Here is a 26090-nt window from a genome sequence, read left to right as displayed (position 1 = left end):
CGTTCGATTCAGTCACTTCGTGTCGCTCCCGTTGTGCTCGTTCCGAACCGTGTCATTCCCGCCCATGTTCATCCCACCCGTCAGTCCATTCGGCGTGCGACAGCCAGTGCGCCGCCCGCTCCGCGCGCTCACGAACCGCTGCCACGTACGCGGCGTCGTCCGGCGAACCCTGTGCGCCGCCGACCACATTCACGTGCCCGATCTTGCGATCCTTGCGCTCACCCTTGCCGTACAGGTGCACCTTCGCGTCGGGCATCCGCGCGAACAGGTGGTGCAGTCGCTCATCCATGCTCATCGCGGGCGCCTCGGGCGCCCCCAGCACGTTCGCCATCACCGTGACCGGTGCGATGGGCGACGGGTCGCCGAGCGGGTAGTCGAGGACCGCGCGCAGATGCTGCTCGAACTGCGACGTCCGCGCGCCGTCCTGAGTCCAGTGACCGGAGTTGTGCGGACGCATCGCCAACTCGTTCACGATCAGCGTGCCGGCGGTGGTTTCGAACAGCTCGACAGCCATCGATCCGACGACGCCCAGCTCCGACGCGATGCGCAGGGCCAGCTGCTCGGCCTCCGCGGAGAGCTCCTTCGACAGCTGCGGGGCCGGTGCCAGCACGACAGCGCACTGACCGTTCAACTGCACGGTCTCGACGATCGGCCACGACGCGCCCTGCCCGAACGGCGAGCGAGCAACCATCGCGGACAGCTCCCGCGTGAAGTCGATCGCCTGCTCGACCATCAGCTCGACACCTTTGTCGAGCTGTTCCGTGACGATGGCCTCGGCCTCGTCGGAGTCGTCGGTGATCCAGACGCCGCGGCCGTCGTAGCCGCCGCGCACCGCCTTGATCACGACCGGCCAGCCGTGCTCGGCTCCGAACCGCACGACGTCCTCAGCCCACGTGACCTCGGCGAACGCCGGAATCGGGGCGCCCATCTCGCTGAGCTTGCGGCGCATCGCCAGCTTGTCCTGCGCGTACACCAGCGCCTGCGGCGGCGGCTGCACGTTGACGCCCTCGGACACCAGCACCTCGAGGTGCTCGGTGGGGACGTGTTCGTGGTCGAACGTCAGCGCGTTCGACCCGAGAGCGGCCTTGCGCAGCGCGGCCAGGTCGGTGTGGCTGCCGAGTACGACGTCCGGGCTCACCTGCGCGGCGGGTTCGTCGATGCTTCCCGCGAGCACACGCAGGGTCTGGCCCAGCTCGATCGCGGCCTGATGCGTCATGCGCGCAAGCTGACCGCCGCCGATCATCGTGACCACGGGCATACCGCTCGGGAGATCACGCGGAGGGGTCGGGCGAGATTCGGGTTCAGATTTGCCGGTCACGACACACCATGTTGTCATGTTCACCCGCGAGGAGTTCTGCCGAGGTCATCCCCCGTCGCAACCTGTGAAGAACCTGATAGATCACGGTCCGCTGCACCGATCGAGATCGCGGCTTCGTACAATACTTCGTTGTGTCTTTCGTCGACGCGGCGATGAGCCGAGTTCCCCAGCCCTTCCGGGCCGTCGTCCTTCGTCACCACGAGTTGATCAAGTTCGCGATCGTGGGTGGGACGACGATGGTGGTCGACCTCGCCATCTTCTACTCGCTGAGCCTGACGATCCTCGAGCAGAAGCCCGTGGTCGCCAAGATCTTCTCCGGTGTCGTCGCGACGATCCTGAGTTACATCCTCAACCGTGAGTGGTCGTTCAAGCACCGCGGTGGCCGTGAACGCCACCACGAGGCGCTGCTCTTCTTCACCATCAGTGGCATCGGCGTGGTCATCGCCGCCGCGCCGCTGTGGATTGCCAACAACGTCTTCGACATCCGCTCGTCTGCGAGCTTCACGACGATCTTGATCGTCGACTTCATCCTGAACTACATCATCGGCAACCTGCTGCAGATGGTGTTCCGGTTCTGGTCGTTCCGGCGATGGGTGTTCCCCGAGGACACCCGCGATCACGAGCGGATCGCGCAGCCCGAGACGACCGAACTCCCCGACGAGGATCCCGCCCGCGGCTAGCGCGGTTCGTGAATGCCGACCACCCGTGTCGGCGAATCGTCCTCGACCCTGGCCAGGAAGAGTGCGAACAGCGCCGGCCGACGCCGCTGCAGTTCCAGTCGACCGCCGTCCGCCTCGACCAGCGCACGGGCGAGAGCCAGCCCCACACCGGTCGATCCTGCGCCGGAGAATCCCCGGTCGAAGATGTGCGGGGCCAGCTCGTCGCTCACGCCCTCCCCCTCGTCGGAGACCTCCACGCACACACGCGCGTCGTTCGCCGAACCGCGGCCCGCCGGGCCCGAAGCGAGCCGGACCGACACCGTGCACGTACCCGCGCCGTGCTGCAGCGCGTTGTCGATCAGTACCGACACCGCCTCCCGCAGCCTCGACCCGGTGGCCGACGACGTCAGTCTCGGCTCGCCGCGCAATCGCAGCACCCTGCCGGCGTCCTTGTACGGCCCCTGCCAGTCCGCGACGACGGTGGCGAGTTCTCCCACTACCGACACCGGCTCGCGGCCCGCAGCGCCGCTGTTGCGCGACGACCGCACCAGATCGTCGACCGCGACGGTGAGACGGTCCACCTGCGCCATCGCCTCCTCGGCCTCGTGCACGACGTCGGGATCGGGATGCCCGGACAGCTCGTCCAGGCGCAACCGCACCGCGGTGAGGCGACTGCGTAGCTGATGGGAGACGTCGGCGACGAGGGCGTGCTCGCGCTGCAGTCGCTGCGAGATCTCGACCGTCGCCGAATCGAGCACATCGGAGACGCGGTCGAGTTCCGGGATCCCGTGGCGTCGGGAGTCGGGGCGGAAGTCGCCCTCCGCTAGCCTGGCCGCCCGCTCGGCCACGTCCTTGAGCGGATCGGCGAGTCGTTTCGCGGTGACGACGGCGACCGCGGCGCCCGCCCCGATCGAGGCGAGTACGAGCAGCGTCACCGCCCCGACCGCCTGTCGCTGCAACGTGCGCATGCGCTCCGACGGCACCTCGAGGCGCAACGACCCGGACGTTCCCATCGACAGCGACTCGACGAGCGGCGACGGCACCGACTCGGCTCCGAGATCGAGCCGGGCGGCGCCCTCCGTGGGCGTCGGATAGACGACGACGAGCTTGCCGCCCTCGGGCACGACCAGACGCAGGGAGGCCGTGTCGAGTCCATCCTCGACGACGCCGGAGGCCCCCTCCTGCACGATGATCTCGGCGGCCATCCGATCGAGGCGAGCCTGCAGATCGCTGCGCGTGAAGTCCTCCACCCACAGCCAGGCGGTGTAGATCAGCGGCACACCGAGCAGCAGGCCGGTGAAGATGACGACGGCGAGGATCGACTGCAGTATTCGGCGACGCACGGTCGGTGGAACCTAGTCCGTGTTGATCCGGAAACCGACACCACGCACGGTGGCTATCCTGCGGTCTGCGCCCGCGCCCTCGTCGCCGATCTTCCGGCGCAGCCACGACATGTGCATGTCGAGGGTCTTGGAGCCGCGCAGTTCCACGTCGCCCCACACCTCGCGCAGGATCGTGTCCCGCGACACGACCTGACCGGCGTGCTCGAGCAGCACCCGCAGCAACTCGTATTCCTTGTTCGCCAGCGCGATCTCGGAACCGTTGACGAGCACGCGCCGCGCGGCCGGTTCGAGCCGGATCCCGGCGACCTCGACCACGACGTCCTCGCCGCCGCCGCTGCGCCGCAGTAGGGCGCGCACCCGGGCCATCAGTTCTGCGAGCCGGAAAGGTTTGCCGACGTAGTCGTCGGCACCGGCGTCGAGACCGACGACGAAGTCGACCTCGTCGGTGCGCGCGGTGAGCATGAGTACGGCAAGGTCCAGGCTGTGCGCCCGCAGTTGCCGACAGACCTCGAGCCCGTCCATGCCGGGCAGTCCGAGGTCCAGGATCAACAGTTCGAAATCACCGGTGAGCGCCCGCTCGAGCGCGGACGGCCCCGTCTGTTCGATAGTGACGGTGTAGCCCTCGCGGCCGAGTGCACGCGACAGCGGAGCAGCGATGGCCTCGTCATCTTCGGCAAGCAGTACGGCAGTCACGACGACAGCCTACGGTCGGTTTCGTCGGCGCGGTCCCATTACCAGCCATTCCCGAAATCTCGGCGGCCGTCGGATGTGTCGCCACGCCCTTCGTGGCCGGAGTTCGGGTGCCCGTCCCGATAGGGATCGTTCGACGCGTCGAACACCTGGCGGTACAGAAGCGAGTGCACCTTCTGAACCTCGGGGATGTCGTCGAACTCGAGCGGGTCGTCGGACGACGCGACGATCATCAGCGTGCCGGTGCGCAGCATTCGATCCACGAGTCCGTGCCGGAACTGCACGTTGCTGATCCGGTTCATGGGGATGTCGATCCCGGTGTGAGTCATGACGCCGTGCCGAATCATCACCCGCCGATCGGTCACGATGAAATGCGTGGACTTCCAGCGCAGGACGGGCACGAGTGTCTTCCACGCCAGCAGCCCCAGCCATGCGGCGACGAGCACGCCCGATGCCACGACGAGCGCGCCACCGCTCAATTGCCGCTGCGCGACGCCCAACAGAAATCCGGCGATCGCGGTCGACAAAACGAAGATCACGACCGGGAAGACGAGCATTTTCCAGTGCGGGTGCCGATGCAGCACCAGCTCCTCGTCCGCCGCCAGTGAATCCTCCGGATATCCCATGCGACGAGTCTGACAGGTCGGACCCGACAGACTCAGCTCATGCGGCGTGCAAGGAACGGCGTGGCCACGACGATCACGCCGTAGAGAATCATCCAGACGCCGACGACGATCACGAAGACCCCGAGCGAGAGCTCCGGCTGGAGCAACACGATCGCACCGGCAACGACGCTGATGATGCCGAGGACGATTCCCGCAGCCCGGTTACCGGGGACCTCCGAGGCGCCCGCGACGATGTCGAGCACGCCGCGGAACACCCACCAGGCGCCGATGACGAGCGCGATGATGACGACCGTCTGCAGAGGGCTACGCAGGACCAGGAAGCCGAGAAGCACCGCGAGGGCGCCCGACAGTCCCGTCAGCGTGCGAGCGGCGGTGGGCGCGTTCACCTCTGCGAACGAGCGCACGATCTGGATGATTCCGAACGCGAACACCTGGATCGCGATCAGGACGGCGGCCACCACGAGGGTTGCGTTGGGCCACACGAGCATCGCGATTCCGAGGCCGAGCGTGAGGAGACCGAAGACCACCGTCAGCCCGGTGAGGAATCGGCGCGCACTCTCCAACTGGCCGGCATCGCCGGCCGCCCACACGCCGCCGGATCCGTCCGGTCTCGCCGACATGTCGTTGTATGCGTTCATGGCCGTTCCCCTCCGCCTCACGAGAATTCGTGGATCAGCGTCAAAGTAGCAGCATTTTCGGCCTACGCGACCGGTACCGCGCGCACTGATTTTCGGCAGGCGACACCCGCTGCGGTTTCACCCGTCGGGGGTGAGGATCCGCCGCGCGATCGGAGACACAATCCTGCTGAAAGCAGTGGACTCTCCAGCGAGATTGCTCGACCGATCGAAAGGGGAACTGCGATGAGCGATCGCACACCGACAACCCACAGCACCGGTGGTGGCGCCAAACAGGGATTCGCGGCGGGAACGTCGATCGCCGCCGCGATCATCCTGATGACCGTCGGAATTCTGCAGATCTTCCAGGGGATCTCCGCACTCGCGGACGACAACTTCTTCGTCGTCGGCCCCGAGTACGTCTACCAGTTCGACCTCACCACGTGGGGCTGGATACACCTGATCATCGGAATCGTGGTCGTGCTCGTCGGCCTCGCGTTGCTCACCGGCGCAACGTGGGCGCGGGTGTGCGCAATCATCATCGCGGCGCTGTCGATCATCGCGAACTTCCTGTGGATCCCGTGGTATCCGATGTGGTCGATCCTCATCATCGCGCTCGACGTCGTGGTGATCTGGGCGATCTCGACGTGGGACACCGAGAAGGTCTGAGGACTCACACGGCACGCAGATGGGTGATGTCGCCGGCCGACACCGCGACCGGCGACTCGCCCTCTGCCTTGATCACGATGCGGCCTTCGACGTCGACGTCGGTCGCGATGCCGATCAGTTCTCGATCCCCCGGAAGCTCGGCTCGCACCAAGCGGCCGAGTGTTCCGCATCTCTCCCGGTAGTCGGCCGCGAGCCCGTCCACCTTCCATCCCGCCGCCTCCCACTCCCGTCGGCGCCGTGCGAGTTCGCGCAGGACGACCCGCAGCAGAACCGTCCGATCGGTGACGTCTGCGCCCTCGAGCAGCAGCGAGGTCGCCGTGGGGACCGGCAGTTCGTCCTCGGTGAGGCTGACGTTGATCCCGATACCCACGACAACCGTCGGAACCGGTGCCGTCGACGCCACCTCGGCAAGGATTCCCGCGACCTTCCGGCCGCCGATGAGGACGTCGTTGGGCCACTTGAGTTCGGCGTCGACCCCGGCGACGCCGCGCAGAGCGTCCACCACGGCGATACCCGACAGCAGCGGTAGCCAGCCGATTTCCGACAGATCCATCCCGGGCATGTCGAGAACCGCGGAGACGGTGACGAGCGCACGCGGTTCGCTGACCCACGGCCGGGCGTGCCGTCCGCGGCCGCCGCTCTGGAACTCCGCGACCAGGACGCTGCGCGCATAGTCGGCGCCGCGCGGTGCGGCCAGGAGATCCGCGTTGGTGGAACCGGTCTCGGCAACCACGTCGAGGCGGGACCAGAAGGCGTCCGGGTCGCCGCCCGCGTCACGGACGAGAGCGCGCCGGAGAACACCGGCATCGAGCGGGGGGCGGTTCAGGTCGGTCCACATTCGTCCAGCCTAGGATGCGCTTGGAATGTGACTCGCCAGTAGCTTAGGTTGAATAATTCAGCGCAACCCGACCTCGTGCAAACGGGCGTCGGGAGACCTGGCTAAGCTCACTTCCCATGACCAGTGTGCAGGAGCCAGCCGCGGCGGAGGCGGCGAACACCCCGGATATTCACACGACGGCAGGAAAGCTCGCTGACCTGCGCAATCGCCAGGCGCAGGCAATGCAGCCCATGGGCGAAGCAGCCGTCGAGAAGGTCCACGCCAAGGGCAAGCTGACGGCCCGTGAGCGCATCACGGCACTGCTGGACGAGGGCTCGTTCGTCGAGCTCGACGCCCTGGCTCGCCACCGCAGCACCAACTTCGGCCTCGCCGACAACCGTCCCGTCGGCGACGGCGTCGTCACCGGCTACGGCACCATCGACGGCCGCGACGTCTGCGTCTTCAGCCAGGACGCCACCGTGTTCGGCGGCTCGCTCGGCGAGATCTACGGCGAGAAGATCGTCAAGGTCATGGACCTGGCGATCAAGACCGGCCGCCCGCTGATCGGCATCAACGAAGGTGCCGGCGCGCGTATCCAGGAGGGCGTCGTCTCGCTCGGCCTGTACGGCGAGATCTTCCACCGCAATGTCCAGGCCTCGGGTGTCATCCCGCAGATCTCCCTGATCATGGGCCCGGCTGCCGGTGGCCACGTGTACTCCCCCGCGCTGACCGACTTCGTCGTCATGGTCGACGAGGCCAGCCAGATGTTCGTCACCGGACCCGACGTCATCAAGACCGTCACGGGTGAGGACGTCACCATGGAGGATCTGGGCGGCGCCCGGACCCACATGGCCAAGTCGGGTGTCGCGCACTACGTCGCCTCCGGCGAGCAGGACGCGCTCGACTACGTCAAGGACCTGCTGTCCTACCTGCCGAGCAACAACCAGGCCGCGACCCCGCGCCTGGCCCCGACCGATCCGATCGTCGGCTCGATCGAGGACTCGCTCACCGACGAGGACCGCGAGCTCGACACCCTGATCCCGGATTCGGCCAACCAGCCGTACGACATGCACGAGGTCATCCGTCGCATCCTCGACGACGACGAGTTCCTCGAGGTGCAGGCCGGCCGCGCCATGAACGTCATCATCGGCTACGGCCGTGTCGACGGCCGCAGCGTCGGCATCGTCGCGAACCAGCCCACGCAGTTCGCGGGCTGCCTGGACATCGACGCGTCCGAGAAGGCCGCGCGGTTCGTCCGCACGTGCGACGCGTTCAACGTCCCGATCATCACTCTGGTCGACGTCCCGGGCTTCCTCCCGGGCACCGAGCAGGAGTACAACGGCATCATCCGTCGCGGCGCCAAGCTGCTGTACGCGTACGGCGAGGCCACGGTCGGCAAGATCACCGTCATCACCCGCAAGGCGTACGGCGGCGCGTACGACGTCATGGGCTCCAAGCACATGGGCGCCGACGTCAACCTGGCGTGGCCCACCGCGCAGATCGCCGTCATGGGCGCCTCCGGTGCCGTCGGCTTCGTCAACCGCAAGCAGCTGCTCGAGGCCGCCAAGAACGGTGAGGACGTCGACGCCCTGCGCCTGACGCTGCAGCAGGAGTACGAGGACACCCTGGTGAACCCGTACATTGCGGCCGAGCGCGGTTACGTCGACGCCGTCATCCCGCCGTCGCACACTCGCGGACAGATCGTTGCCGCTCTGCGCCTGCTCGAGCGCAAGATGGTTTCGCTTCCGCCGAAGAAGCATGGGAACATCCCCCTATGACAGCGACCACCCGGGAAGAAGCGCTCACCGACGCCGAACTGCTGGATGCGTCCTCCCTCGAAGGAGCCGCATTGGCCGAAGCTGTCGCCGGTTTGGAGGCCGATGCCGCAGTGTCGTCCGAGAGCCCGCAGTCTCCGCTGATCACGGTCGTCAAGGGCAACCCGACGGACGAGGAGATCGCAGCCGTCGTCACGGTCCTGTGCGCGGCGGCGGCCGCCGGCGAGCCCGTCGCTGACAGCCTGCCGCCCGAGACGTGGGGCGCACCCACCCGCATGCATCGCGGACGCGCGCCGTTCTCCCCGTACTCGTTCGGCAACCCGGTCGCGCCGCGCCCGTTCTGATCGAACGGTCCGCACGAGTGACACACCTGGTTCTCGCCTCGGCGTCCCCGGCACGGCTTTCCGTGCTGCGGGGCGCCGGGGTCGAGCCCACCGTCCGCGTCTCAGGCGTGGACGAGGATGCAATCATCGACCGTCTGGGGCCGTCCGCTGCTCCCGAACTGGTCGTCACCACGCTCGCCGAGGCCAAGGCCCGCGACGTGATTCCCGCGCTGATCGCCGAGGGCCTCTCCGACGCCGTCGTGATCGGTTGCGACTCGATGCTGCTCATCGACGGCGAACTCCAGGGCAAGCCCCACAGCGTCGACATCGCACGTAGCCGCTGGCGCTCCATGGCCGGCCGCAGCGCAACCCTTCTGACCGGACACAGCGTCCTTCGCCTCTCGGACGGCGCGATCGTCGCCGACACGTCCGATCACAGCGGAACCGTCGTCCACTTCGCGTCGCCGTCCGATGCGGACCTCGAGGCGTATCTCGCGACGGGTGAGCCGTTGAAGGTGGCCGGCGCGTTCACGCTCGACAGCCTCGGCGGCTGGTTCGTGGAGCGGATCGAGGGTGATCCGTCGAGCGTCATCGGTATCGGCCTGCCCCTGGTGCGCCGACTACTCTCCGATGTCGGCGTCGGGGTCGCCGAACTGTGGTCCGCCAACGCCGTCGTGCGCTGACGCCGAACCGCTAGCCCCTGGCGCGCTGCAGCGCCGCCGCCATCGAGTGGGCCTTCGCCTTGGCGCGTTCCGCGTCGGTGCCCGCGAACGATTCGTCCACGGTCTCGCACCACAGTCCCAGCCAGCGCTCGAATCGGGCATCGGTCAGATCGTGCTGCCGGTGCAGCGCTTCGTGCACGGGCCCGAAGTGTCCCCGATACCGCGTGGTCCGGAACAGGATCTGTTCCCAGAAGTCACCGACCACGGGCAGATGTTCGTCGAGGCCGACCACCGCAAGGGTCTCGAAGACCGGCGAGAGCAGGGGGTCGGCCAGGGCTCGCTCGTAGAAACAGCGCAGCAGACGATCGATGTCGGCCCGGGTGGCCAGTTCGCCACGCCGGTCGTCGGGGCTCGTCACGGTGCCCGACAGTACCCGCCGGTAGCGAACGCGATATCGGTCACGCTCCCGAATGAGCGACCGCATAGAATTGAGGGTGGACCACCCTCCATCCACACCTGCCTCAGGAGCCCACCCGTGCCCGTCGCGCCCGATCCCAACCCCGCGTTCGCTGCGTACACCCATCCGGAGCGGCTCGTCTCGACCGAGTGGCTGTCCGTCAACCTGGGAGCGCCCGGCGTGAAGGTCGTGGAGTCGGACGAGGACGTCCTGCTGTACGACATCGGCCACATCCCCGGCGCGGTGAAGATCGACTGGCACCTGGACCTCAACGACCCGGTCACGCGCGACTACATCGACGGCGAGAAGTTCGCCGAACTGATGAGTCGCAAGGGCATCGCCCGCGACGACACCGTGGTGATCTACGGCGACAAGAGCAACTGGTGGGCGGCATACGCGCTGTGGGTGTTCACGCTTTTCGGTCACGAGGACGTCCGGCTGCTCGACGGCGGCCGCGGCGCATGGCTGTCGGAGAACCGCGACACCACGCTCGACGTCCCGATGCCGGCCCCCACCGGGTACCCGGTGATCGCGCGCGACGACAGTTCGATCCGCGCGTTCAAGGACGACGTCCTCGCCCACCTGGGCCACGGCCCGCTGGTCGACGTCCGGTCGCCGCAGGAGTACACGGGCGAACGCACGCACATGCCGGACTACCCGGAAGAGGGCGCTCTGCGCGGCGGTCACATCCCGACCGCGGTATCGATCCCGTGGGCGCGCGCCGCGGCCCCCGACGGCCGGTTCCGGACCCGCCCGGAACTCGAGGAGATCTACGCGGACTTCTCGCACGACGACGACGTGGTCGCGTACTGCCGCATCGGTGAGCGGTCGAGCCACACGTGGTTCGTCCTGACGCATCTGCTCGGATACCCGAACGTCCGGAACTACGACGGTTCATGGACGGAATGGGGCAACGTCGTGCGGGTGCCGATCGTCAAGGGCGACGAGCCGGGGGCCGTGCCCGGCGCAGCGCCCGGTTCCACCCAGGAAGCGGCGTCGTGAGCCTGCCCGAGAGCCTTGCCGAGATCGTCGACGACTTCGCCGCCGTCGACGGACAGGACAAGCTGCAGTTGCTCCTCGAGTTCAGCCGTGAGCTCGCACCGTTGCCCGCCGAACTCGAGCAGGACGCGATGGAGCCGGTCCCCGAGTGCCAGTCGCCGCTGTTCCTGTTCGTCGATAGCTCCGACCCCGAGAAGGTGCGCCTGCATTTCAGTGCCCCCGCCGAAGCCCCCACCACCCGGGGATTCGCGTCGATTCTTCACCAGGGACTCGACGGACACAGTGCCACAACGATTCTCGCGGTTCCGGACGACTTCTACTCGAACCTCGGCCTGGCCGACGCCGTCAGCCCACTGCGGTTGCGCGGCATGAGCGCGATGCTCGCCCGTATCAAGCGCCACCTGCGCAACTGAGCGGACACCTTCCGCTGCACCACTGACCGGGGAGCGACCCTCCCCGGCAGGTTCACTGTGACGATCTTCACCGCCGCCACCGCGGCGGGACAAGAGACTGGATTCTCCACGATGGAATTCACCGAGCTCGCGGACTACGCGATCTCCCCCGGCATGCTCACCGAGTGGCTACCGGAAGCCACGACGGGATGGATGGACGACGGCCGCCCGGCGTCGTACATCCACGAGGCGCACCTGCGCCGTACCGCCGACGGCACGCACGACGACGGCAGGGAATCGTGGCTGGGTGCCGCGTTCCGGATCCCGGGGCACCTCGATCACGACGTATTCCGCACCGCGGTCGGCATGTGGATCGAACGCCACGAACCGCTGCGCACCCATGCGGCCCTCGAGCACGACGGGCGCATCACGCGTCGCACGATCGACCCGGGCGGTATCGAACTCAACGAGGTTCGGCACGAGTACGAGTTCGACGAGGACACCGTCTACGACCGGGTTCACGACCTGTTCGACGAGCTCACGTCGCCGCATCGCTGGCCCGCGTACCTGTTCGTCACGCTCGAGCACTCCGATCCGGAACCCGAGTGCACCATCTTCTTCGCCGCCGATCACTCGATCATCGACGGGCTGTCGGTGGTGCTGGTGGCGCACGAGATCACCAGCCTGTACACGGAGGTGCTGACGGGGCGGCCGTCGCTGCTCGTCCCGGCGGGCAGCTACATCGATTTCGGCTCCGAGGAACGGGCCACGGCGGCGGCGATCGACCACACCCATCCGGCAGTCGAGTCCTGGCGGTCGGCGTTCGCGCGCAGCAAGGGCAGGCTGTCGGACTTCCCGCTCGATCTGGGCCCACGTCCCGACAGTCGGGTCGCGCAGCGGGCGGTGTCGGAGTGGGTGTTCGACGCCGGGCAGGCCGCCGCCTTCAACACTGCGAGCCACCGTGCCGGGCAGAACTTCTTCGCGGGGGTGCTGGCGTGCCTGGCGCGGGCCGGTGCGGAACTGAGCGGCGACACGGTCTTCCGCACCGTGTCGCCCGTGCACACCCGCAACGATCCGCACTGGGCCACGTCGCTGGGCTGGTTCGTGGGGCTCGCCCCGATCGAATTCGACATCGCCGGCGCGGCCGACTTCGCCGAGGCCGCGGCGCGGGCGGCGGCTGCGATCACCCTCACCAAGCCCGCGGCCAAGGTTCCGTTCGCGCGCGTCGAGGAGATCCTGCGGACACCGATCCGGCCACGGTTCGTCGTCTCGTACATGGATGTCCGCTTCGTCCCGATGGCTCAGCAGTGGCCGGAGATCCACGCCCGAGCCCTGCGCAGCCGCCATTACACCCACGACGTGTACGTCTGGGTGAACCGAACTCCGCACGGACTCAACGTCTCCGCACGATTCCCCGGAACCGACACCGCGACGGAGGGCGTGCTGCTGTTCCTCGATCGCGCGCGCCGGGCCATGCTCGACGTCGTGTCGGCCACGGAACCCGTCCGGGCGAACTTGCCCACCGCCGTCGCAGCCGAGGGCGCCACTACTGATCAGTAGTGTTGCGATGCCGATCTGAGCACCTAATGTGTAAGCGCTATCCGGTTACATCGTCTATCGGATTGATGCATACACTCCGATGAGATGCCAATAGATACCCGCCGGTGACCCCACAGGTGATCCACGGGGACAGACCATGCGAAACACAGGAGGCTCAGTGCCCACTCATGCCAGCGCGCAGATCACGAAGGTGCTCGTCGCCAACCGCGGCGAAATCGCTGTGCGGGTCATCCGAGCCGCGAAGGACGCCGGCTACGGCAGCGTCGCTGTCTACGCCGAGCCGGATGCGGACGCGCAGTTCGTGAAGCTGGCTGACGAGGCCTTCGCCCTCGGCGGCCAGACGTCGGCCGAGTCCTACCTGGTGTTCGACAAGATCCTCGACGCCGCCAAGAAGTCCGGCGCCGACGCGATCCACCCCGGCTACGGCTTCCTGTCCGAGAACGCGGACTTCGCGCAGGCCGTCATCGACGCCGGCCTGATCTGGATCGGCCCCTCGCCGCAGTCCATCCGCGACCTGGGTGACAAGGTCACCGCCCGCCACATCGCCGAGCGCGCCAAGGCTCCGATGGCGGCCGGCACCAAGGATCCGGTCAAGAACGCCGACGAGGTCGTCGAGTTCGCCAAGCAGTACGGCGTCCCGGTCGCGATCAAGGCCGCCTTCGGTGGCGGTGGCCGCGGCATGAAGGTCGCGCAGACCATCGAGGAAATCCCGGAGCTGTTCGAGTCCGCCACCCGTGAGGCGATCGCCGCCTTCGGTCGCGGCGAGTGCTTCGTCGAGCAGTACCTGGACAAGGCCCGCCACGTCGAGGCTCAGGTCATCGCCGACCAGCACGGCAACGTCGTCGTCGCCGGCACCCGCGACTGCTCGCTGCAGCGTCGCTTCCAGAAGCTCGTCGAGGAGGCCCCCGCGCCGTTCCTGACGGACGATCAGCGCGCCCGCATCCACGCGTCCGCCAAGGCCATCTGCAAGGAAGCCGGCTACTACGGCGCCGGAACGGTCGAGTACCTGGTGCAGGGCGACACCGTCTCCTTCCTCGAGGTCAACACCCGCCTGCAGGTCGAGCACCCCGTCACGGAAGAGACCGCGGGCATCGACCTCGTGCGTCAGCAGTTCCTCATCGCCAACGGTGAAGAACTCTCCATCAAGGAAGATCCCACCCCGCGTGGACACTCCTTCGAGTTCCGCATCAACGGTGAAGACGCCGGCCGCGGCTTCATGCCGGCTCCCGGCCCCGTCAGCGTCTACCGCGAGCCCTCGGGCCCCGGCGTGCGCGTCGATTCCGGTGTCGTCGCCGGCGACGTCATCGGCGGACAGTTCGACTCCATGCTCGCCAAGCTCATCGTCACCGGCGCCACCCGCGAAGAAGCCCTCCAGCGAGCATCGCGCGCCCTGGCCGAGTTCGAGATCGACGGCCTCGCGACCGTCCTCCCGTTCCACCGCCACATCGTCGAGAACCCGGCATTCGTCGGCAACGGCGAGTCGTTCGACATCTACACCAAGTGGATCGAGACCGACTGGGACAACACCATCGAGCCCTACGCCGGTGCGGGCGCCCCGGCAGACGAAGACGAGAACCTGCCGCGTCAGTCCGTCGTCGTCGAGGTCGGTGGCCGTCGTGTCGAGGTCTCGCTGCCCGGTTCGTTCTCGGTCGGCACGGGCGGCGCGGCTGCCGGTGCCATCCGTAAGAAGCCGAAGGCGCGCAAGCGCGGTGGCGCCGGTGCCGGTGCCGCCTCGGGCGACGCCGTGACGGCCCCGATGCAGGGCACCGTCGTCAAGGTCGCCGTCGAGGAGGGCCAGGAGGTCGCCGAGGGCGATCTGATCGCGGTCCTCGAGGCCATGAAGATGGAGAACCCGGTCACCGCTCACAAGGCCGGTGTCGTGACGGGTCTGTCGGTCGAGGCCGGCGCCGCCATCACGCAGGGCACGGTCCTGGCCGAGCTCAAGTAAGACCCCGCACCACCCCTGAACCACGCACTGTGCGCGCCTCGCGATTCGCGAGGCGCGCACAGTGCTGTTCGGGCAGTAGTCTTTACGCCATGTCAGATCTTCCGGAGATCCGCGTCGGCACCGTCGAACGCGAGCGCGCTCTCGAGACGCTCACACAACACTTCTCCGACGGTCGGCTCACGGTCACCGAGTTCGACGAGCGCACCGGGAAGATCGCGTCGGCCACCACCCGCGGACAACTGGACAGGGTGTTCGACGATCTGCCGGCGCTCACGCCGTCGGCGCCGGCGACGGTCTCTCCCGAGGCCCCGGCCGCCGACCGCGACGTGACGTGGCGCAACACCGTCATGGCGGTGATTCCGTTCTTGGCGCTGGCACTGTTCTTCCTGGTGCCGATCGACAACAGCTGGCTGTTCTTCCTCCTGATTCCCGCGACCGCGGCGATCCTGTTCGGCGGCAGGGACGGCAGGAGAGGACGCGGCGGCCGCTGATGGAACCGATCGAGATCAACGCGGGTTCCTGGTACCTGCGCGCGCTCCGTGCCGACGAGCGCGTCGACGACCGGCCCGCGCTCCGCGACGGCGGCATCGAGGACCCGGGCTACGTCACCGCACGAACCCAGCAGTGGGCAACCGAGGAGCACTATTCGTGGGCCGTGTGCGAGCCCACGACGGGTGAACTGCTCGCCGAGGTGGGTCTGAGCCCAGAGGGCACTCTGAGCGGCTGGGCACGCCCCGGCCAGGACACCGCCCTCACCGCCGCCACCGCCGCGGTCCGGGGGTTCGCGCAGGGCGCACTCGGCCTGGCCGTCACGGAACGCTGAGGCCGCTGCAGATGATCGACAGGATCGACAGGCGCTTCGTGCCGCTCGCGATCGCCACGGTGATCGTGCTCGTGATGCTGTTCTCCCCCGGTTCGACGGTTCCGAGCGGTCCGGAGAACAGCGACAAGCTCACGCACGCGCTGATGTTCACCGCGCTGGCCCTCACGTCCCGCTACGCCCGTATCAGCGCAGCCTGGACCGCTGCCTGGCTGCTGGCGTTCGCGGCGATCTCGGAAGTCCTGCAGGGCTCGCTGCCGATCCAGCGCAGCGGATCGGTGTGGGACGCCGCGGCCGACGCCGTCGGCATCGTGATCGGACTCGTGCTGGCCCGGGTGCTCGCGCGGCCGCTGCGGATACCGGTGTGAGCACCCGAGGCCGTCAGCCCTCGAGCAGGTGGGTGCGGATCGCGTCCTGACCCGCGGCGTCGATTCCGAGTCCGTCGGCGAAGTAGCCCTCGATCGAACCGAACGACTCGCGCATCTGCTTCAGCGCTGCCTGGAGGTACTCCGGGCGGACGCCGAGCACCTGCTTGAGCAGTTCCGGGTCGCCGCCGGCCTCGGTGAACTTGTCGAACACCGACGCGAACGCGGGCAGCAGTTGCGCGTTGGTGAGCAGGTACTCGTCGAAGACGTCGTCCTCGTCGACCCCCAGGAGCATCAGCAGCGATGCCGTCGCCCAGCCCGTGCGGTCCTTACCGGTCGTGCAGTGCACCAGGGCGGGCAGGGTGTGGCGCGCCGCCAGATCCGTGAACAGGGTGCGATACGACGCGAGGGCACTCGGCAGGGTCACGAAGTCGCGGTAGCTGCCGAGGAAGTAGTCGACGGCCTTGTTCTCGCCGAGCATCGATACCGCGATCGACGGGTCCGACATGACCGCCTGCATCTGTGCAGGCACCGACCGCAGCGCCTTGTCCGCGAGGACGTCGAGCGCGACTTCCCGCGCGGTGGGCGGCAACCGGTCCGGCGCGGCCTCCCGCTCGGAGTGGGTACGGAGGTCGAAGACCGTGACCAGACCCAGGTCCGCGAGGCGGGGAGCGTCGTCGACGGTGATCTTGCTGAGGTCCGTCGAGCGGTAGTAGTGCCCGAATCGGATGGTGGCCCCGTCTCGCGTGCGGTGGCCCCCGATGTCGCGCAGGTTGGGGACGGACTCGATCGGGATGCTCGCGCCGGGCGTCGCGCCGGGGATTGACGTCATGCGCCCGAATCTAGACGAGCCCGCCCGCCGAAGCTCCTCGGAGTCTCTGCGGGCGGGCGTGTGTCGTGTGAGTGGGTGCGTCAGCCCAGCTTCTCGGACCGCAGCTCGTGGCCCTTGGACGTCTTGCAGCGGCCGGTCTCGAGATCCCACTGCCAGCCGTGCAGGTTGCACGTCAGGTTGGAGCCCTCGACGACGCCGAACTTGCTGAGATCGGCCTTGAGGTGCGGGCAGCGGCGCTGGATCTCGTAGCCGCCCACCTCGATCGAGGCGGTGTCGTCGTGCGCCTCGGCGAACCAGCCGTCGGCGTATGCGATGCGCTCGTCGGTGAGGCACTTGAAGAACGTGTAGAGGAACTCGTTGTAGCCGCCGACGCGCCACGCCTCGAAGCGCGTGGACAGGAAGATCGTGTTGACCCAGTCGGGCTCGTCGTCGCGCAGCACGGTGCGCACCAGTTGGGGCGCGATGCGGAAGCCGTAGCGGTACTTGCCGTCGCCCTCCTGCGGCGCACGCACCGTGCGGTTCGGGAAGTCGAGGACGACGGTCTCGTCGCCCATCACCAGACCGACCGGGTAGCCGATGCCGTCGCAGATCACGTCGGACTGCGCCATGATCGGCTCGAACTTGGCCTTGAGCGGGCCGAGCAGCGGCTCGCCCTCGGCGGGCGCCCACGTGGCCTTCTCGGCGGCGATGACGGGCGCCATGCGCTGCGCCATGTCCTCGATGTAGGCGGCCTTGTCGGTGAAGATGCGGTCGACGTCGGCGTCCGGGATCGGGTGCGCGAGCGTCGCCTTCTCGCCGTGGATGTCGACAGTCGACCCGGGGATCATCAGCAAGCCGCCGTCGTTGCCGTGGATCTTCATCTGCTCGAGGAACACGATCTGGTCGGGGAAGATGTTGCCCTCGTCGCCGTGATCGTCGTTGAGGTCACGCAGTTCGTCGTCGAGGAACACGGGCGGACCGGCGGACGGCACGACCCACGTGGCGCCGACCTGCTCGATGTAGCTGCGGCAGCGGTCCATGCCGCGCTGGCGCTTCTGCTTGCCGAAGTTGCGCTTGGTGCCGGCCGGGATGTCGTAGACCATCGGGTACCAGATCGCGCCCGAGTACTGCAGCAGGTGGATGTCGATCTTGCCGAACGCCTCGAGCATCGGGTCCATGTCGACCGGGCGGGCGTCGTTCATGTTGAAGCACACGGTCTCGCCGTCGGAGACGACGAGACCGGAGTCGCCGATCGGTCCGTCGGCGGGCGCGCGCAGCGCGATGATCATGACGTCCAGGTCGCCCGGCTGGAGCGGAGCCTGCGGAGCGACCCGAATTCCGGCGCTGCCACTGATGCGGTGCTTGACGGAGTCCTGCGTCTCGAAGAATTTCGTGAAGCCCAGCTTGCGGAGTTCACGCTCGAGGTCCGGCACCGGATAGTCCGGCAACAGGACTGTTGCGTCCTTGTTGACGTGCTTGGTGAGCGTCTCCGGATCGAAGTGGTCCTTGTGCAGGTGCGAGACGTACAGGTAGTCGACGTCGCCGAGAGCGTCCCAGTCGAGACCGGTGTTGTCCGGGAAGGGAACCCACGACGCGAAGTACGCGGGGTTCACCCACGGGTCACAGAGGATCGACCCCGCTTCGGTCTGGATGTGGAATCCGGCGTGTCCGACGCTGGTGATCTGCACTCGTCTGCCTCCTCGATAGACCTCGACAATCGTAACGAGAGGACGCCCCGGACCCACCCGGCGCACCACGGTTGTGGGCCGAAACACCTGGTATCGAGGACTGAATGCCCTAAATTGCCCGCCCGACCGCTCGGTCGAGGGCCTCGACCGCCGCGTCGAGTTCGGCGATCGTCACGGTGAGCGGCGGCCGGAACCGGATGCCCCGCTCACCGGTCGCGAGGAACAGGACGTGCTCGCGATCCCTCAACTCCGTCACCACGCGATCCCGGACCGCGGAGGTCGGCAGCGTGATCGCACACATCAGACCGCGGCCTCGGGGTTCGGTGACTGCGGCGTGCGCGGCCGCGAGTTCCTCCAACCGGGTGAGCAGATGCTGACCGCACAGCCGGGCCCGGTCGATCAGCCGGTCCTCTTCGATCACCTCGAGGATCCGCCGGGCCCGGACCATGTCGGTGAGGTTGCCGCCCCACGTCGAGTTGATCCGCGAGCTGACCTCGAAGACGTTGTCGTGGACCTCGTCGACGCGGCCCCCGGCCATGATCCCGCACACCTGGGTCTTCTTGCCGAACGCGACGACGTCGGGGTGCACGCCCATCTGCTGGTACGCCCACGCGGTGCCGGTGAGCCCACACCCGGTCTGCACCTCGTCGAAGATGAGCAGCGCGTCGTGCTCGACGCACAGGTCGTGCATGCGGTGGAAGAACTCGGGCCGGAAGTGGTGGTCGCCGCCCTCCCCCTGGATCGGTTCGGCGATGAAGCATGCGATGTCGTGCGGGTGGTCGGCGAACGCCCGACGCGCCTGCGCGAGTGCGCGCTCCTCCGCCGCTTCGACGTCCCGGCCGTCGGCGAGGTACGGCGCGTCGATGCGCGGCCACGCGAACTTGGGAAACCGCGCGATCTTGGCGGGGTCGGTATTGGTGAGCGACAGCGTGTAGCCGCTGCGGCCGTGGAACGCCTCGGTCAGATGCAGCACCCGGGTCCCTAGCGCCGGATCGCGTCGCGCCGACTCGTTGCGGCGGCTCTTCCAGTCGAACGCGACCTTGAGCGCGTTCTCCACCGCGAGGGTGCCGCCGTCGACGAAGAACAGGTGCGGCAGCGCGGGGTCGCCGAGGACGCGCGCGAACGTGTCGACGAAGCGCGCCATCGGGACGGTGTAGACGTCGGAGTTGCTGGGCTTGTTGATCGCGGCGGTGGCGAGTTCGTGGCGGAACTGACCGTCGTCGGCGAGCGCTGGATGGTTCATGCCGAGCGCCGATGACGCGAAGAAGCCGAACATGTCCAGATAGGCGGTGCCGTCGCGCTGATCGATCACGCTCACGCCGCGGGAGGCCTCGAGGTCGAGGACGAGGTCGAACCCGTCCGCGAGCATGTGCGCTCGGAGGACGTCGTGCACTCGCCCGGCCGGTAGGTCCGAGTCACCGGCCGCGGGGCGGACCGCGGTGCTCATACGAAAAGGCTACGTCAGCGTTCCGGCCCACGTCCGGCCATCGAGGCTCGTACGATCGAGGGGCGATGGCCGAAATCCACGAACTGCGGTCGAGATTCGCTGCGGCGCTGTCTCGCATGTACGGCCGCGAGGTGCCCGCCTACGCGACCCTGGTGGAGGTCACCGAACAGGTCAATGCGGACTTCCTGTCCGCGCATCCGGACTCGGCGGAGCGCCTCGGCAGCATCTCGCGGGTGACGGCGGAGCGGCACGGCGCGATCCGGGTCGGCACGCCCGCCGAGATGCACGACGTCGCGGTATTGTTCGCCGGGTTCGGCATGTATCCGGTCGGCTTCTACGACCTGCGCGAGGCCGCTCCCCCGGTGCCGGTGGTGTCGACCGCTTTCCGACCGATCGACCCCGACGAACTGGCGCGCAACCCGTTCCGGGTGTTCACGTCGATGCTGACCACATCGGATCGGCGCTTTTTCGACGCCGACCTGCAGCGCCAACTCGACGGCTTCCTGTCGCGTCGACGCCTGTTCCCCGACGTGCTGCTGTCGCTGGCCCGGCGGGCGGCCGACGACGGCGGTCTGGACGAGACGCAGGCGCAGCGGTTCGTCTCCCTCGCGACGTCGGTGTTCGAGTTGTCGCACGAACCGGTGGACCTCGGCTGGTACCGCGAACTGGAGCGGGTGTCGGCGGTGGCCGCGGACATCGGCGGGGTCACCGGCACCCACATCAACCACCTGACGCCGCGGGTGCTCGACATCGACGACCTGTACGCACGGATGGCGGCGCGCGGCATCGCGATGATCGACCGAATTCAGGGGCCGCCGCGGTGGGACGGACCGCCGGTGCTGCTGCGGCAGACATCGTTCCGGGCGCTGGCCGAACCACGCCGCTTCGCGCTGCCCGACGGCTCGGTCACCGACGGCGAACTCCGGGTGCGGTTCGGTGAGGTCGAGGCCCGCGGGATCGCGCTCACCGAGGCCGGTCGCGCGCTGTACGACGAGCTGCTGGATACGGATCCAGCGAACGTGAAAGGCATGTGGGACAGCAGGTTCCCACGATCGGAAGACGAACTCGAGAAGCACGAGTTCGCCTACTTCACGTATGACGACGGTGTGCGGGCACCCATCGTGTACGAGGACTTCCTACCGAAGTCGGCGGCCGGAATCTTCCGATCCAATCTCGATACCGACACGGCCTCCACGTCCGGAGAGCACGGCGCCGACTTCTCCCGCGCATCGCTGGCAGAGGCGATCGGCCGGGACATCCACGATCCCTACGAGCTGTATCGACGTCAGCAGGAGCAGTCAGGAGGACCCGGACGATGACACTTCCCGGCACCGGCGTGTTGGCGGGTCGCGCGATCGCGGCGCTCGGGCGTTGCGGTGCAACACTTCCCGAGATCGCGGGAGATGCAGGGCCTGCCCCGATCTCGGCGCGCACGCCCATCGACGGTTCCGTCCTCGCGTTCCTGCATCCCAGCACGTCCGCCGACGTCGACGCCGCGATCGGCCGCGCCGCCGAGGCGTTTTCGACATGGCGGACCGTGCCGGCCCCGAAGCGGGCCGCGGTGGTGCGCCGACTCGGTGAACTACTCACCGAACACAAGACCGACCTCGCCGATCTGGTCACCCTGGAGGCGGGCAAGATCCGTTCCGAGGCGCTCGGCGAGGTCCAGGAGATGATCGACATCTGCGAGTTCGCGGTGGGACTGTCCCGGCAGTTGTACGGGCGCACGATCGCGTCGGAGCGGCCGGGGCACCGATTGTCGGAGACGTGGCATCCCCTCGGTGTGGCGGCTGTGATCTCGGCGTTCAACTTCCCGGTCGCCGTGTGGTCGTGGAACACCGCGCTGGCGCTGGTGTGCGGCGATCCGGTGGTGTGGAAGCCGTCGGAGACCACGCCGCTCACGGCGCTCGCGTGCGACGCACTGCTCCACCGGGCGATCGCGGACTGCGACGCGCCCGCCGGATTGCACCACGTGGTGCTCGGCACCGCCGTCGTCGGCGAGCAGTTGGTCGACGACCCGAGGGTCGCCCTGGTGAGCGCCACCGGGTCGGTGCGGATGGGCCGGGCTGTCGCGCCGCGGGTGGCCGCACGGTTCGGCCGCTGCCTGCTGGAGTTGGGCGGCAACAATGCCGCGGTGGTGACGCCGTCGGCCGACCTGGACCTGACGGTGCGCGCGGTGGTCTTCGCGGCGGCAGGCACCGCGGGACAGCGCTGCACCACCCTGAGACGGCTGATCGTGCACCGCTCGATCGTCAACGACGTGACCAACCGAATCGCCGACGCGTACCGACAACTGCCGGTGGGCGATCCGTTCGACGACGGGGTCCTGGTGGGCCCGCTGATCTCCGGCGCCGCCTACCACGCGATGCACGCCGCCCTCGACACCGCACGCGCCGACGGCGGTGTGGTGGTGACCGGCGGCGAGCGGGTCGGCGCCGGCGGCTCGTTCTACGTCACGCCCGCGGTCGTCCGGATGCCGGCGCAGACCGCGATCGTGCGGGCCGAGACGTTCGCGCCGATCCTGTACGTGCTCGCGTACGACACCTTCGACGAGGCGATCGAACTGCACAACGGTGTTCCGCAGGGGCTCTCGTCAGCGATCTTCACCACCGACCAGCGCGAGGCCGAACGGTTCCTCGGCGCCGACGGTTCCGACTGCGGCATCGCGAACGTCAACATCGGGACGTCCGGCGCCGAGATCGGCGGCGCGTTCGGCGGCGAGAAGGACACCGGCGGTGGACGCGAATCCGGCTCGGACGCCTGGAAGTCGTACATGCGCCGCGCCACCAACACCGTCAACTACTCCGACGAACTCCCCCTCGCACAGGGTGTGGAGTTCGGCTAGCCGGCCTGCTCGTCGCGCCGCAACCGAGCGTCGTAGTCGGCGCGTGCGGTGGGGTCGACGCGGGTGAGGGCCCGTTTGCCGCCCACAGCGCGACGGATCATGCGCACCAACGGTTCCGGTGCTATCGCCAGGCCCAGGTCGAGGGCCGCAAGGTAGCCGGGCACCGGCGTCTCGGCGCGGCGGGTGCGAACCGTGCGGACGACGGCGTCGGCGATGTCTTCCGGATCCACGGTCGGCAGCCCCTTCCCGAGCGGGATGCCCGACGTGAGCGTGGTCCGAACGGCACTGGGCAGCACCGTGCTGACACTCACGCCGTGCTCGGCGAACTCGACACGCGCCGCCGACGAGAGTCCCACGGCCGCATACTTGCTGGCGTTGTACACGGCGAGTCCGGGGATCGCGATCTTCCCGGCCAGCGACGCGACGTTCACGACGTGCCCACAACCGCGCTCGATCATGCCGGGCACCACGGCGCGCATACCGTGGATCGGCCCCCACACATTGACGTCGATCGTCATCTCGCCGGTGGCATCCGACTCGTCGAGGAACCCGCCGACCGGCATGACTCCGGCGTTGTTGACGAGGATCTCGATCGGGCCCACCTCGGCGACGCATGCATCCCACGACGCACGCGATCGCACGTCCAGCACGTGCGCGGTGCCGAGACCGTCGGCCGCGGACTCGACTGCGGTCCGGTCGATGTCGGCGAGCGCCACGATCGCTCCGCGGGCCGCGAACGCCTTGGCGGTGGCTCGGCCGATGCCCCGGCCGGCGCCGGTCACGAGTACGCGCGCACCGGCGAGGGCGATGTCCGGATACCGGGTCACGACGACACCTCCGTAGACGTCAGGTAAGCGGATTCGTCGAAGTGCCGCAACCTGTTCCGCATGCGACCGGTCGACCACGGCCAGTTGAAACTGTTGCGGCCGTTGACGTCCAGGAAGTAACTCTGGCACCCACCGGCGTTGTAGACGGTCGTCCCCAACGCCTGTTGAACCTCGGCGTTGAACGCGGCCTGCACCTCGGGGCGGGTCTCCATGCGGGTCCACCCCGCCGAGCGCGCGGCGGCGATCGCGGCCGTCAGATAGTCGAGTTGCGCCTCGAGAATCATGAACGCCGACGTGTGCCCGGTGCCCAGCGCCGGGCCGAGCAGCACGAACGCGTTGGGGAACCCGGCCACGGTGGTGCCGAGATAGGCCCGCGGACTGCCCTTCCAGTGGTCGTCGAGACTGCGGCCGTGGCCGTCGAACACCCGTGATGCGATGGGCATGTCGAGGATGTGGAAGCCGGTGCCGAAGATGATGGCGTCCACCTCACGTTCCTGACCGTCGGCGCCGACCACGACGTTGCCCCGCACCTGTTGGACCGCGTTCGAGTGCACCTCGACATTGACCCGGTTCAGGGCCGGGTAGTACGTGTTGGACATCAGCAGGCGCTTGCAACCGAGGGTGTAGTCGGGGGTGAGCGATCGGCGCAGCTGCGGGTCGCGGATCTGTGCCCGTAATTGGGCGCGTCCGATCTGCTGGATCACCCGCAGGATCCACGGGTTGCGGAACCCGACACCGAGCGCTTCCATGATCCCGTACTGGATGCGCCGCAGGACATTCAGCGCACCGGGCACCGCGCCCATGACGGAGCGGACCGTGCCCGGCAACGCGGTGTCGGGCTTGGGCAGCACCCACTGGGCAGTGCGCTGATACAGGTGCAACTCGCCAACCGTCGGCGCGATTTCGGGAACGAACTGCACCGCCGACGCCCCCGTCCCGACGACGGCGACACGCTTGCCCGCCAGCTCGTAGTCGTGGTTCCAGCGCGACGAGTGGAACACCTCGCCGGTGAAGCCGTCGAGCCCAGGAATATCCGGGATGAGCGGCTGATTCCACGGGCCTGCAGCCGCGATGACCGCGTTCGCCGTGAACGTTCCGTTCGACGTCTCCAGCACCCACCGTCGCGCCGTCTCGTCCCACTGGGCCCGGACCAGTTCCGTGCCGAACCGGACGCGCTCGTGGACGCCGTGCTCCGATGCCGTCCGCTCGATGTACCCGCGGATCTCGTCCTGACCCGCGAACAGCCGACTCCAGTCGGAGTTGGGTGCGAACGAGTACGAGTACAGCGCCGACGGTACGTCGCACGCACACCCGGGATAGGTGTTGTCCCGCCAGGTCCCGCCGAGGGCGTCGCCCTTCTCCAGGACGACAACGTCATCGATCCCCATACGCTGCAGCCGGATCACGGCGCCGATGCCCGAGATCCCGGCACCGACGACGATCACCTCGTGATGGCGGGTCATGCACGAACTCCTGTCGTGAGGGCGCGTTCCACCGCGGTGCGGGTGCTACGCAGCGAGTGTTCGAGGGTGGCGAGCCGACGCCGGTCGTCCATGAAGTTGGGCCCCAGCACCGCGAGATCTTCGGCGGTTGCGTCGACGCGGATGACGCGCGTGCCGGCCGCCTCCAGCGCCGCACACTCTGCATCGAGTCCGGCGCTCATCCAGTTCCGCAGCATCAGGCGCTCGAGAACCGCCGCCCCGCTCGCCCGGATCCGGCCCTGAGAGGCCATCGGCGCCAGCACGATCACCTCGTCGAGTCCGCGACCGGCCAACAGGTCGGCCGATGCCGTGGACGCCGCACCGCCGTCGACGAACCGCCTGTCGTCGATTCGGACGGACGGCATCCAGCCCGGGATCGCCCACGACGCCCGCAACGCCTCCGACAGCGTCGCGTTCGGCGCCCCCTGCGCTCCGAACGCCACCCGCTCACCGGTGGCGTAGTCCATCGCGACCAGCCACGTGGCGGGGTGGGCAACCCAACCCCCGGCGTCCGCGACGCCCGTGGCGAGACGGTCCAGCCACCCCGCGTCTCCGCCGCCCTCCGGCAGCAACCCGCTCAGCCCGGTCACGGTGGGCAGGCCCCGCCGGAGCAGGCCTGGCGAGCCGAGACGCGGCTTCGGCAACGGAGGCAATCGTCCGGGCGCGCCCGCGAGGTGCGCTGCCAGTACCGGATGTATGGACTCCCCCAGTTGTATTGCAAGGATCTCGTCGACCCCGATCCCGCTGCCGAGCATCGTCACGAGTTCGGCGCCCGCCGACGTGCCGACGAGCGCGTCCGCGCCCCGGGGATCCCACCCGAGCGCGTCGCGTACCGCGACCAGCGCCGCGACGGTCCACGCGGCCCCCAGCGTTCCCCCGCACCCGATGACCAAGCCACGACTGAGATGTGTGTCACTCGACGTCATACTCAGAAACTAACAGCATTCAGATACC

Annotated in this window: 27 protein-coding genes; 14 read left to right on the top strand and 13 right to left on the bottom strand. The window is 68.3% G+C overall.

Features of this window, described 5'->3' with window-relative positions; translation table 11 throughout:
• Positions 1–52: 52 nt before the first annotated feature.
• Entirely contained in the window at positions 53–1258 is a 1206-nt protein-coding gene (locus C8K36_RS03170) for a 5-(carboxyamino)imidazole ribonucleotide synthase (protein ID WP_420910832.1), read from the bottom strand.
• Between the two features lie 191 nt (positions 1259–1449).
• Here C8K36_RS03170 and C8K36_RS03165 point away from each other — a divergent pair, with 191 nt between their 5' ends.
• Positions 1450–1998, top strand: a complete 549-nt coding sequence (locus C8K36_RS03165; RefSeq protein ID WP_107982962.1) for a GtrA family protein — start codon at positions 1450–1452, stop codon at positions 1996–1998.
• Here C8K36_RS03165 and C8K36_RS03160 read toward each other — a convergent pair.
• From C8K36_RS03160 to C8K36_RS03145, 4 genes are read right to left on the bottom strand one after another with little or no spacing between them, the layout of a single operon-like run.
• Positions 1995–3320: a sensor histidine kinase gene (locus C8K36_RS03160; protein ID WP_107982961.1), complete on the bottom strand. Its 1326-nt coding sequence runs from the start codon at positions 3318–3320 to the stop codon at positions 1995–1997. The two genes, C8K36_RS03165 and C8K36_RS03160, sit on opposite strands and share 4 nt — an antisense overlap.
• A 12-nt stretch (positions 3321–3332) precedes the next feature.
• Positions 3333–4013 (bottom strand): response regulator transcription factor, encoded by a 681-nt coding sequence (locus C8K36_RS03155; protein WP_107982960.1) that lies wholly within the window; start codon positions 4011–4013, stop codon positions 3333–3335.
• A gap of 38 nt (positions 4014–4051) precedes the next feature.
• The gene (locus C8K36_RS03150; RefSeq protein ID WP_107982959.1) at positions 4052–4636 is read right to left on the bottom strand and encodes a PH domain-containing protein; all 585 of its coding nucleotides are present in this window, start codon (positions 4634–4636) and stop codon (positions 4052–4054) included.
• 32 nt (positions 4637–4668) lie between these two features.
• Positions 4669–5274 carry an HdeD family acid-resistance protein gene (locus tag C8K36_RS03145; protein ID WP_258194924.1) on the bottom strand — a complete coding sequence of 202 codons (606 nt, stop codon included), beginning with the start codon at positions 5272–5274 and terminating at the stop codon, positions 4669–4671.
• Between the two features lie 222 nt (positions 5275–5496).
• Here C8K36_RS03145 and C8K36_RS03140 point away from each other — a divergent pair, with 222 nt between their 5' ends.
• The gene (locus tag C8K36_RS03140) at positions 5497–5919 is read left to right on the top strand and encodes a DUF7144 family membrane protein (RefSeq protein WP_107982958.1); all 423 of its coding nucleotides are present in this window, start codon (positions 5497–5499) and stop codon (positions 5917–5919) included.
• 4 nt (positions 5920–5923) lie between these two features.
• Here C8K36_RS03140 and C8K36_RS03135 read toward each other — a convergent pair whose 3' ends face one another.
• Positions 5924–6757 carry a biotin--[acetyl-CoA-carboxylase] ligase gene (locus C8K36_RS03135; RefSeq protein ID WP_107982957.1) on the bottom strand — a complete coding sequence of 278 codons (834 nt, stop codon included), beginning with the start codon at positions 6755–6757 and terminating at the stop codon, positions 5924–5926.
• Between the two features lie 116 nt (positions 6758–6873).
• Here C8K36_RS03135 and C8K36_RS03130 point away from each other — a divergent pair, with 116 nt between their 5' ends.
• Genes C8K36_RS03130 through C8K36_RS03120 form a run of 3 tightly spaced genes read left to right on the top strand, consistent with a single transcriptional unit; the run spans position 6874 to position 9517 of the window.
• Positions 6874–8514 (top strand): acyl-CoA carboxylase subunit beta, encoded by a 1641-nt coding sequence (locus C8K36_RS03130; RefSeq protein ID WP_107982956.1) that lies wholly within the window; start codon positions 6874–6876, stop codon positions 8512–8514.
• Positions 8511–8855 carry an acyl-CoA carboxylase subunit epsilon gene (locus C8K36_RS03125; RefSeq protein WP_107982955.1) on the top strand — a complete coding sequence of 115 codons (345 nt, stop codon included), beginning with the start codon at positions 8511–8513 and terminating at the stop codon, positions 8853–8855. The genes C8K36_RS03130 and C8K36_RS03125 overlap by 4 nt, the downstream gene beginning before the upstream one ends.
• Positions 8856–8872: 17 nt before the next feature.
• Complete coding sequence (locus C8K36_RS03120) at positions 8873–9517, top strand: Maf family protein (RefSeq protein WP_107982954.1); 645 nt, start codon at positions 8873–8875, stop codon at positions 9515–9517.
• Positions 9518–9527: 10 nt separating this feature from the next.
• Here the strand turns inward: C8K36_RS03120 and C8K36_RS03115 are convergent, their stop codons facing one another.
• Entirely contained in the window at positions 9528–9914 is a 387-nt protein-coding gene (locus C8K36_RS03115; RefSeq protein ID WP_107983722.1) for a group III truncated hemoglobin, read from the bottom strand.
• 117 nt (positions 9915–10031) lie between these two features.
• On the opposite strand from C8K36_RS03115, the gene C8K36_RS03110 reads away from it, so the two are divergent.
• The 7 genes from C8K36_RS03110 (at position 10032) to C8K36_RS03080 (ending at position 16040) form a co-directional block, all read left to right on the top strand.
• Positions 10032–10955 carry a sulfurtransferase gene (locus tag C8K36_RS03110; protein ID WP_107982953.1) on the top strand — a complete coding sequence of 308 codons (924 nt, stop codon included), beginning with the start codon at positions 10032–10034 and terminating at the stop codon, positions 10953–10955.
• Positions 10952–11365 (top strand): SufE family protein, encoded by a 414-nt coding sequence (locus C8K36_RS03105; RefSeq protein WP_107982952.1) that lies wholly within the window; start codon positions 10952–10954, stop codon positions 11363–11365. Before C8K36_RS03110 ends, C8K36_RS03105 begins: the two co-directional genes overlap by 4 nt.
• A gap of 111 nt (positions 11366–11476) precedes the next feature.
• Positions 11477–12904 (top strand): condensation domain-containing protein, encoded by a 1428-nt coding sequence (locus C8K36_RS03100; RefSeq protein ID WP_107983721.1) that lies wholly within the window; start codon positions 11477–11479, stop codon positions 12902–12904.
• 157 nt (positions 12905–13061) lie between these two features.
• Positions 13062–14852, top strand: a complete 1791-nt coding sequence (locus C8K36_RS03095; protein WP_107982951.1) for an acetyl/propionyl/methylcrotonyl-CoA carboxylase subunit alpha — start codon at positions 13062–13064, stop codon at positions 14850–14852.
• A gap of 89 nt (positions 14853–14941) precedes the next feature.
• Entirely contained in the window at positions 14942–15343 is a 402-nt protein-coding gene (locus tag C8K36_RS03090; protein ID WP_107982950.1) for a DUF1707 SHOCT-like domain-containing protein, read from the top strand.
• Complete coding sequence (locus C8K36_RS03085) at positions 15343–15675, top strand: hypothetical protein (protein WP_107982949.1); 333 nt, start codon at positions 15343–15345, stop codon at positions 15673–15675. The genes C8K36_RS03090 and C8K36_RS03085 overlap by 1 nt, the downstream gene beginning before the upstream one ends.
• A gap of 11 nt (positions 15676–15686) precedes the next feature.
• Positions 15687–16040 carry a hypothetical protein gene (locus C8K36_RS03080; protein ID WP_107982948.1) on the top strand — a complete coding sequence of 118 codons (354 nt, stop codon included), beginning with the start codon at positions 15687–15689 and terminating at the stop codon, positions 16038–16040.
• Positions 16041–16053: 13 nt separating this feature from the next.
• Here the strand turns inward: C8K36_RS03080 and C8K36_RS03075 are convergent, their stop codons facing one another.
• The 3 genes from C8K36_RS03075 to lat form a co-directional block, all read right to left on the bottom strand.
• Complete coding sequence (locus tag C8K36_RS03075) at positions 16054–16869, bottom strand: tyrosine-protein phosphatase (RefSeq protein ID WP_107982947.1); 816 nt, start codon at positions 16867–16869, stop codon at positions 16054–16056.
• Positions 16870–16949: 80 nt separating this feature from the next.
• Positions 16950–18536 (bottom strand): MBL fold metallo-hydrolase, encoded by a 1587-nt coding sequence (locus C8K36_RS03070; protein ID WP_107982946.1) that lies wholly within the window; start codon positions 18534–18536, stop codon positions 16950–16952.
• A gap of 109 nt (positions 18537–18645) precedes the next feature.
• On the bottom strand, positions 18646–19983 hold the full coding sequence (lat, locus tag C8K36_RS03065; RefSeq protein WP_107982945.1) for an L-lysine 6-transaminase: 1338 nt from the start codon (positions 19981–19983) through the stop codon (positions 18646–18648).
• Between the two features lie 65 nt (positions 19984–20048).
• Between lat and C8K36_RS03060 the strand changes: the two genes are divergently transcribed.
• Both C8K36_RS03060 and C8K36_RS03055 read left to right on the top strand, forming a co-directional pair.
• Positions 20049–21302: a VOC family protein gene (locus C8K36_RS03060; RefSeq protein WP_107982944.1), complete on the top strand. Its 1254-nt coding sequence runs from the start codon at positions 20049–20051 to the stop codon at positions 21300–21302.
• Positions 21299–22828, top strand: a complete 1530-nt coding sequence (locus tag C8K36_RS03055; protein WP_107982943.1) for an aldehyde dehydrogenase family protein — start codon at positions 21299–21301, stop codon at positions 22826–22828. The genes C8K36_RS03060 and C8K36_RS03055 overlap by 4 nt, the downstream gene beginning before the upstream one ends.
• Here the strand turns inward: C8K36_RS03055 and C8K36_RS03050 are convergent.
• Genes C8K36_RS03050 through C8K36_RS03040 form a run of 3 tightly spaced genes read right to left on the bottom strand, consistent with a single transcriptional unit; the run spans position 22825 to position 26062 of the window.
• On the bottom strand, positions 22825–23655 hold the full coding sequence (locus C8K36_RS03050; protein WP_107982942.1) for an SDR family oxidoreductase: 831 nt from the start codon (positions 23653–23655) through the stop codon (positions 22825–22827). The two genes, C8K36_RS03055 and C8K36_RS03050, sit on opposite strands and share 4 nt — an antisense overlap.
• Positions 23652–25118, bottom strand: coding sequence for a flavin-containing monooxygenase (locus C8K36_RS03045; RefSeq protein WP_107982941.1), 1467 nt, complete (start codon positions 25116–25118; stop codon positions 23652–23654). Before C8K36_RS03045 ends, C8K36_RS03050 begins: the two co-directional genes overlap by 4 nt.
• A complete protein-coding gene (locus C8K36_RS03040; RefSeq protein WP_107982940.1) occupies positions 25115–26062 on the bottom strand; it encodes a patatin-like phospholipase family protein in 948 nt (315 codons plus the stop codon). Before C8K36_RS03040 ends, C8K36_RS03045 begins: the two co-directional genes overlap by 4 nt.
• Positions 26063–26090: the final 28 nt, after the last annotated feature.

It is taken from the genome of Rhodococcus sp. OK519 (assembly GCF_003051005.1).
In the GTDB taxonomy this organism is placed as follows: domain Bacteria; phylum Actinomycetota; class Actinomycetes; order Mycobacteriales; family Mycobacteriaceae; genus Prescottella.
This window is presented reverse-complemented; position numbering and strand designations above follow the sequence as displayed.

Coding starts and splice junctions, on each gene's coding strand:
- C8K36_RS03125 (WP_107982955.1), top strand. CDS start 8,511: ATGACAGCGACCACCCGGGAAGAAGCGCTCACCGACGCCGAACTGCTG.
- C8K36_RS03040 (WP_107982940.1), bottom strand. CDS start 26,062: ATGACGTCGAGTGACACACATCTCAGTCGTGGCTTGGTCATCGGGTGC.
- C8K36_RS03150 (WP_107982959.1), bottom strand. CDS start 4,636: ATGGGATATCCGGAGGATTCACTGGCGGCGGACGAGGAGCTGGTGCTG.
- C8K36_RS03130 (WP_107982956.1), top strand. CDS start 6,874: ATGACCAGTGTGCAGGAGCCAGCCGCGGCGGAGGCGGCGAACACCCCG.
- C8K36_RS03085 (WP_107982949.1), top strand. CDS start 15,343: ATGGAACCGATCGAGATCAACGCGGGTTCCTGGTACCTGCGCGCGCTC.
- C8K36_RS03045 (WP_107982941.1), bottom strand. CDS start 25,118: ATGACCCGCCATCACGAGGTGATCGTCGTCGGTGCCGGGATCTCGGGC.
- C8K36_RS03140 (WP_107982958.1), top strand. CDS start 5,497: ATGAGCGATCGCACACCGACAACCCACAGCACCGGTGGTGGCGCCAAA.
- C8K36_RS03090 (WP_107982950.1), top strand. CDS start 14,942: ATGTCAGATCTTCCGGAGATCCGCGTCGGCACCGTCGAACGCGAGCGC.
- lat (WP_107982945.1), bottom strand. CDS start 19,983: ATGAGCACCGCGGTCCGCCCCGCGGCCGGTGACTCGGACCTACCGGCC.
- C8K36_RS03145 (WP_258194924.1), bottom strand. CDS start 5,274: ATGAACGCATACAACGACATGTCGGCGAGACCGGACGGATCCGGCGGC.
- C8K36_RS03100 (WP_107983721.1), top strand. CDS start 11,477: ATGGAATTCACCGAGCTCGCGGACTACGCGATCTCCCCCGGCATGCTC.
- C8K36_RS03080 (WP_107982948.1), top strand. CDS start 15,687: ATGATCGACAGGATCGACAGGCGCTTCGTGCCGCTCGCGATCGCCACG.
- C8K36_RS03055 (WP_107982943.1), top strand. CDS start 21,299: ATGACACTTCCCGGCACCGGCGTGTTGGCGGGTCGCGCGATCGCGGCG.
- C8K36_RS03075 (WP_107982947.1), bottom strand. CDS start 16,869: ATGACGTCAATCCCCGGCGCGACGCCCGGCGCGAGCATCCCGATCGAG.
- C8K36_RS03135 (WP_107982957.1), bottom strand. CDS start 6,757: ATGTGGACCGACCTGAACCGCCCCCCGCTCGATGCCGGTGTTCTCCGG.
- C8K36_RS03170 (WP_420910832.1), bottom strand. CDS start 1,258: ATGCCCGTGGTCACGATGATCGGCGGCGGTCAGCTTGCGCGCATGACG.
- C8K36_RS03060 (WP_107982944.1), top strand. CDS start 20,049: ATGGCCGAAATCCACGAACTGCGGTCGAGATTCGCTGCGGCGCTGTCT.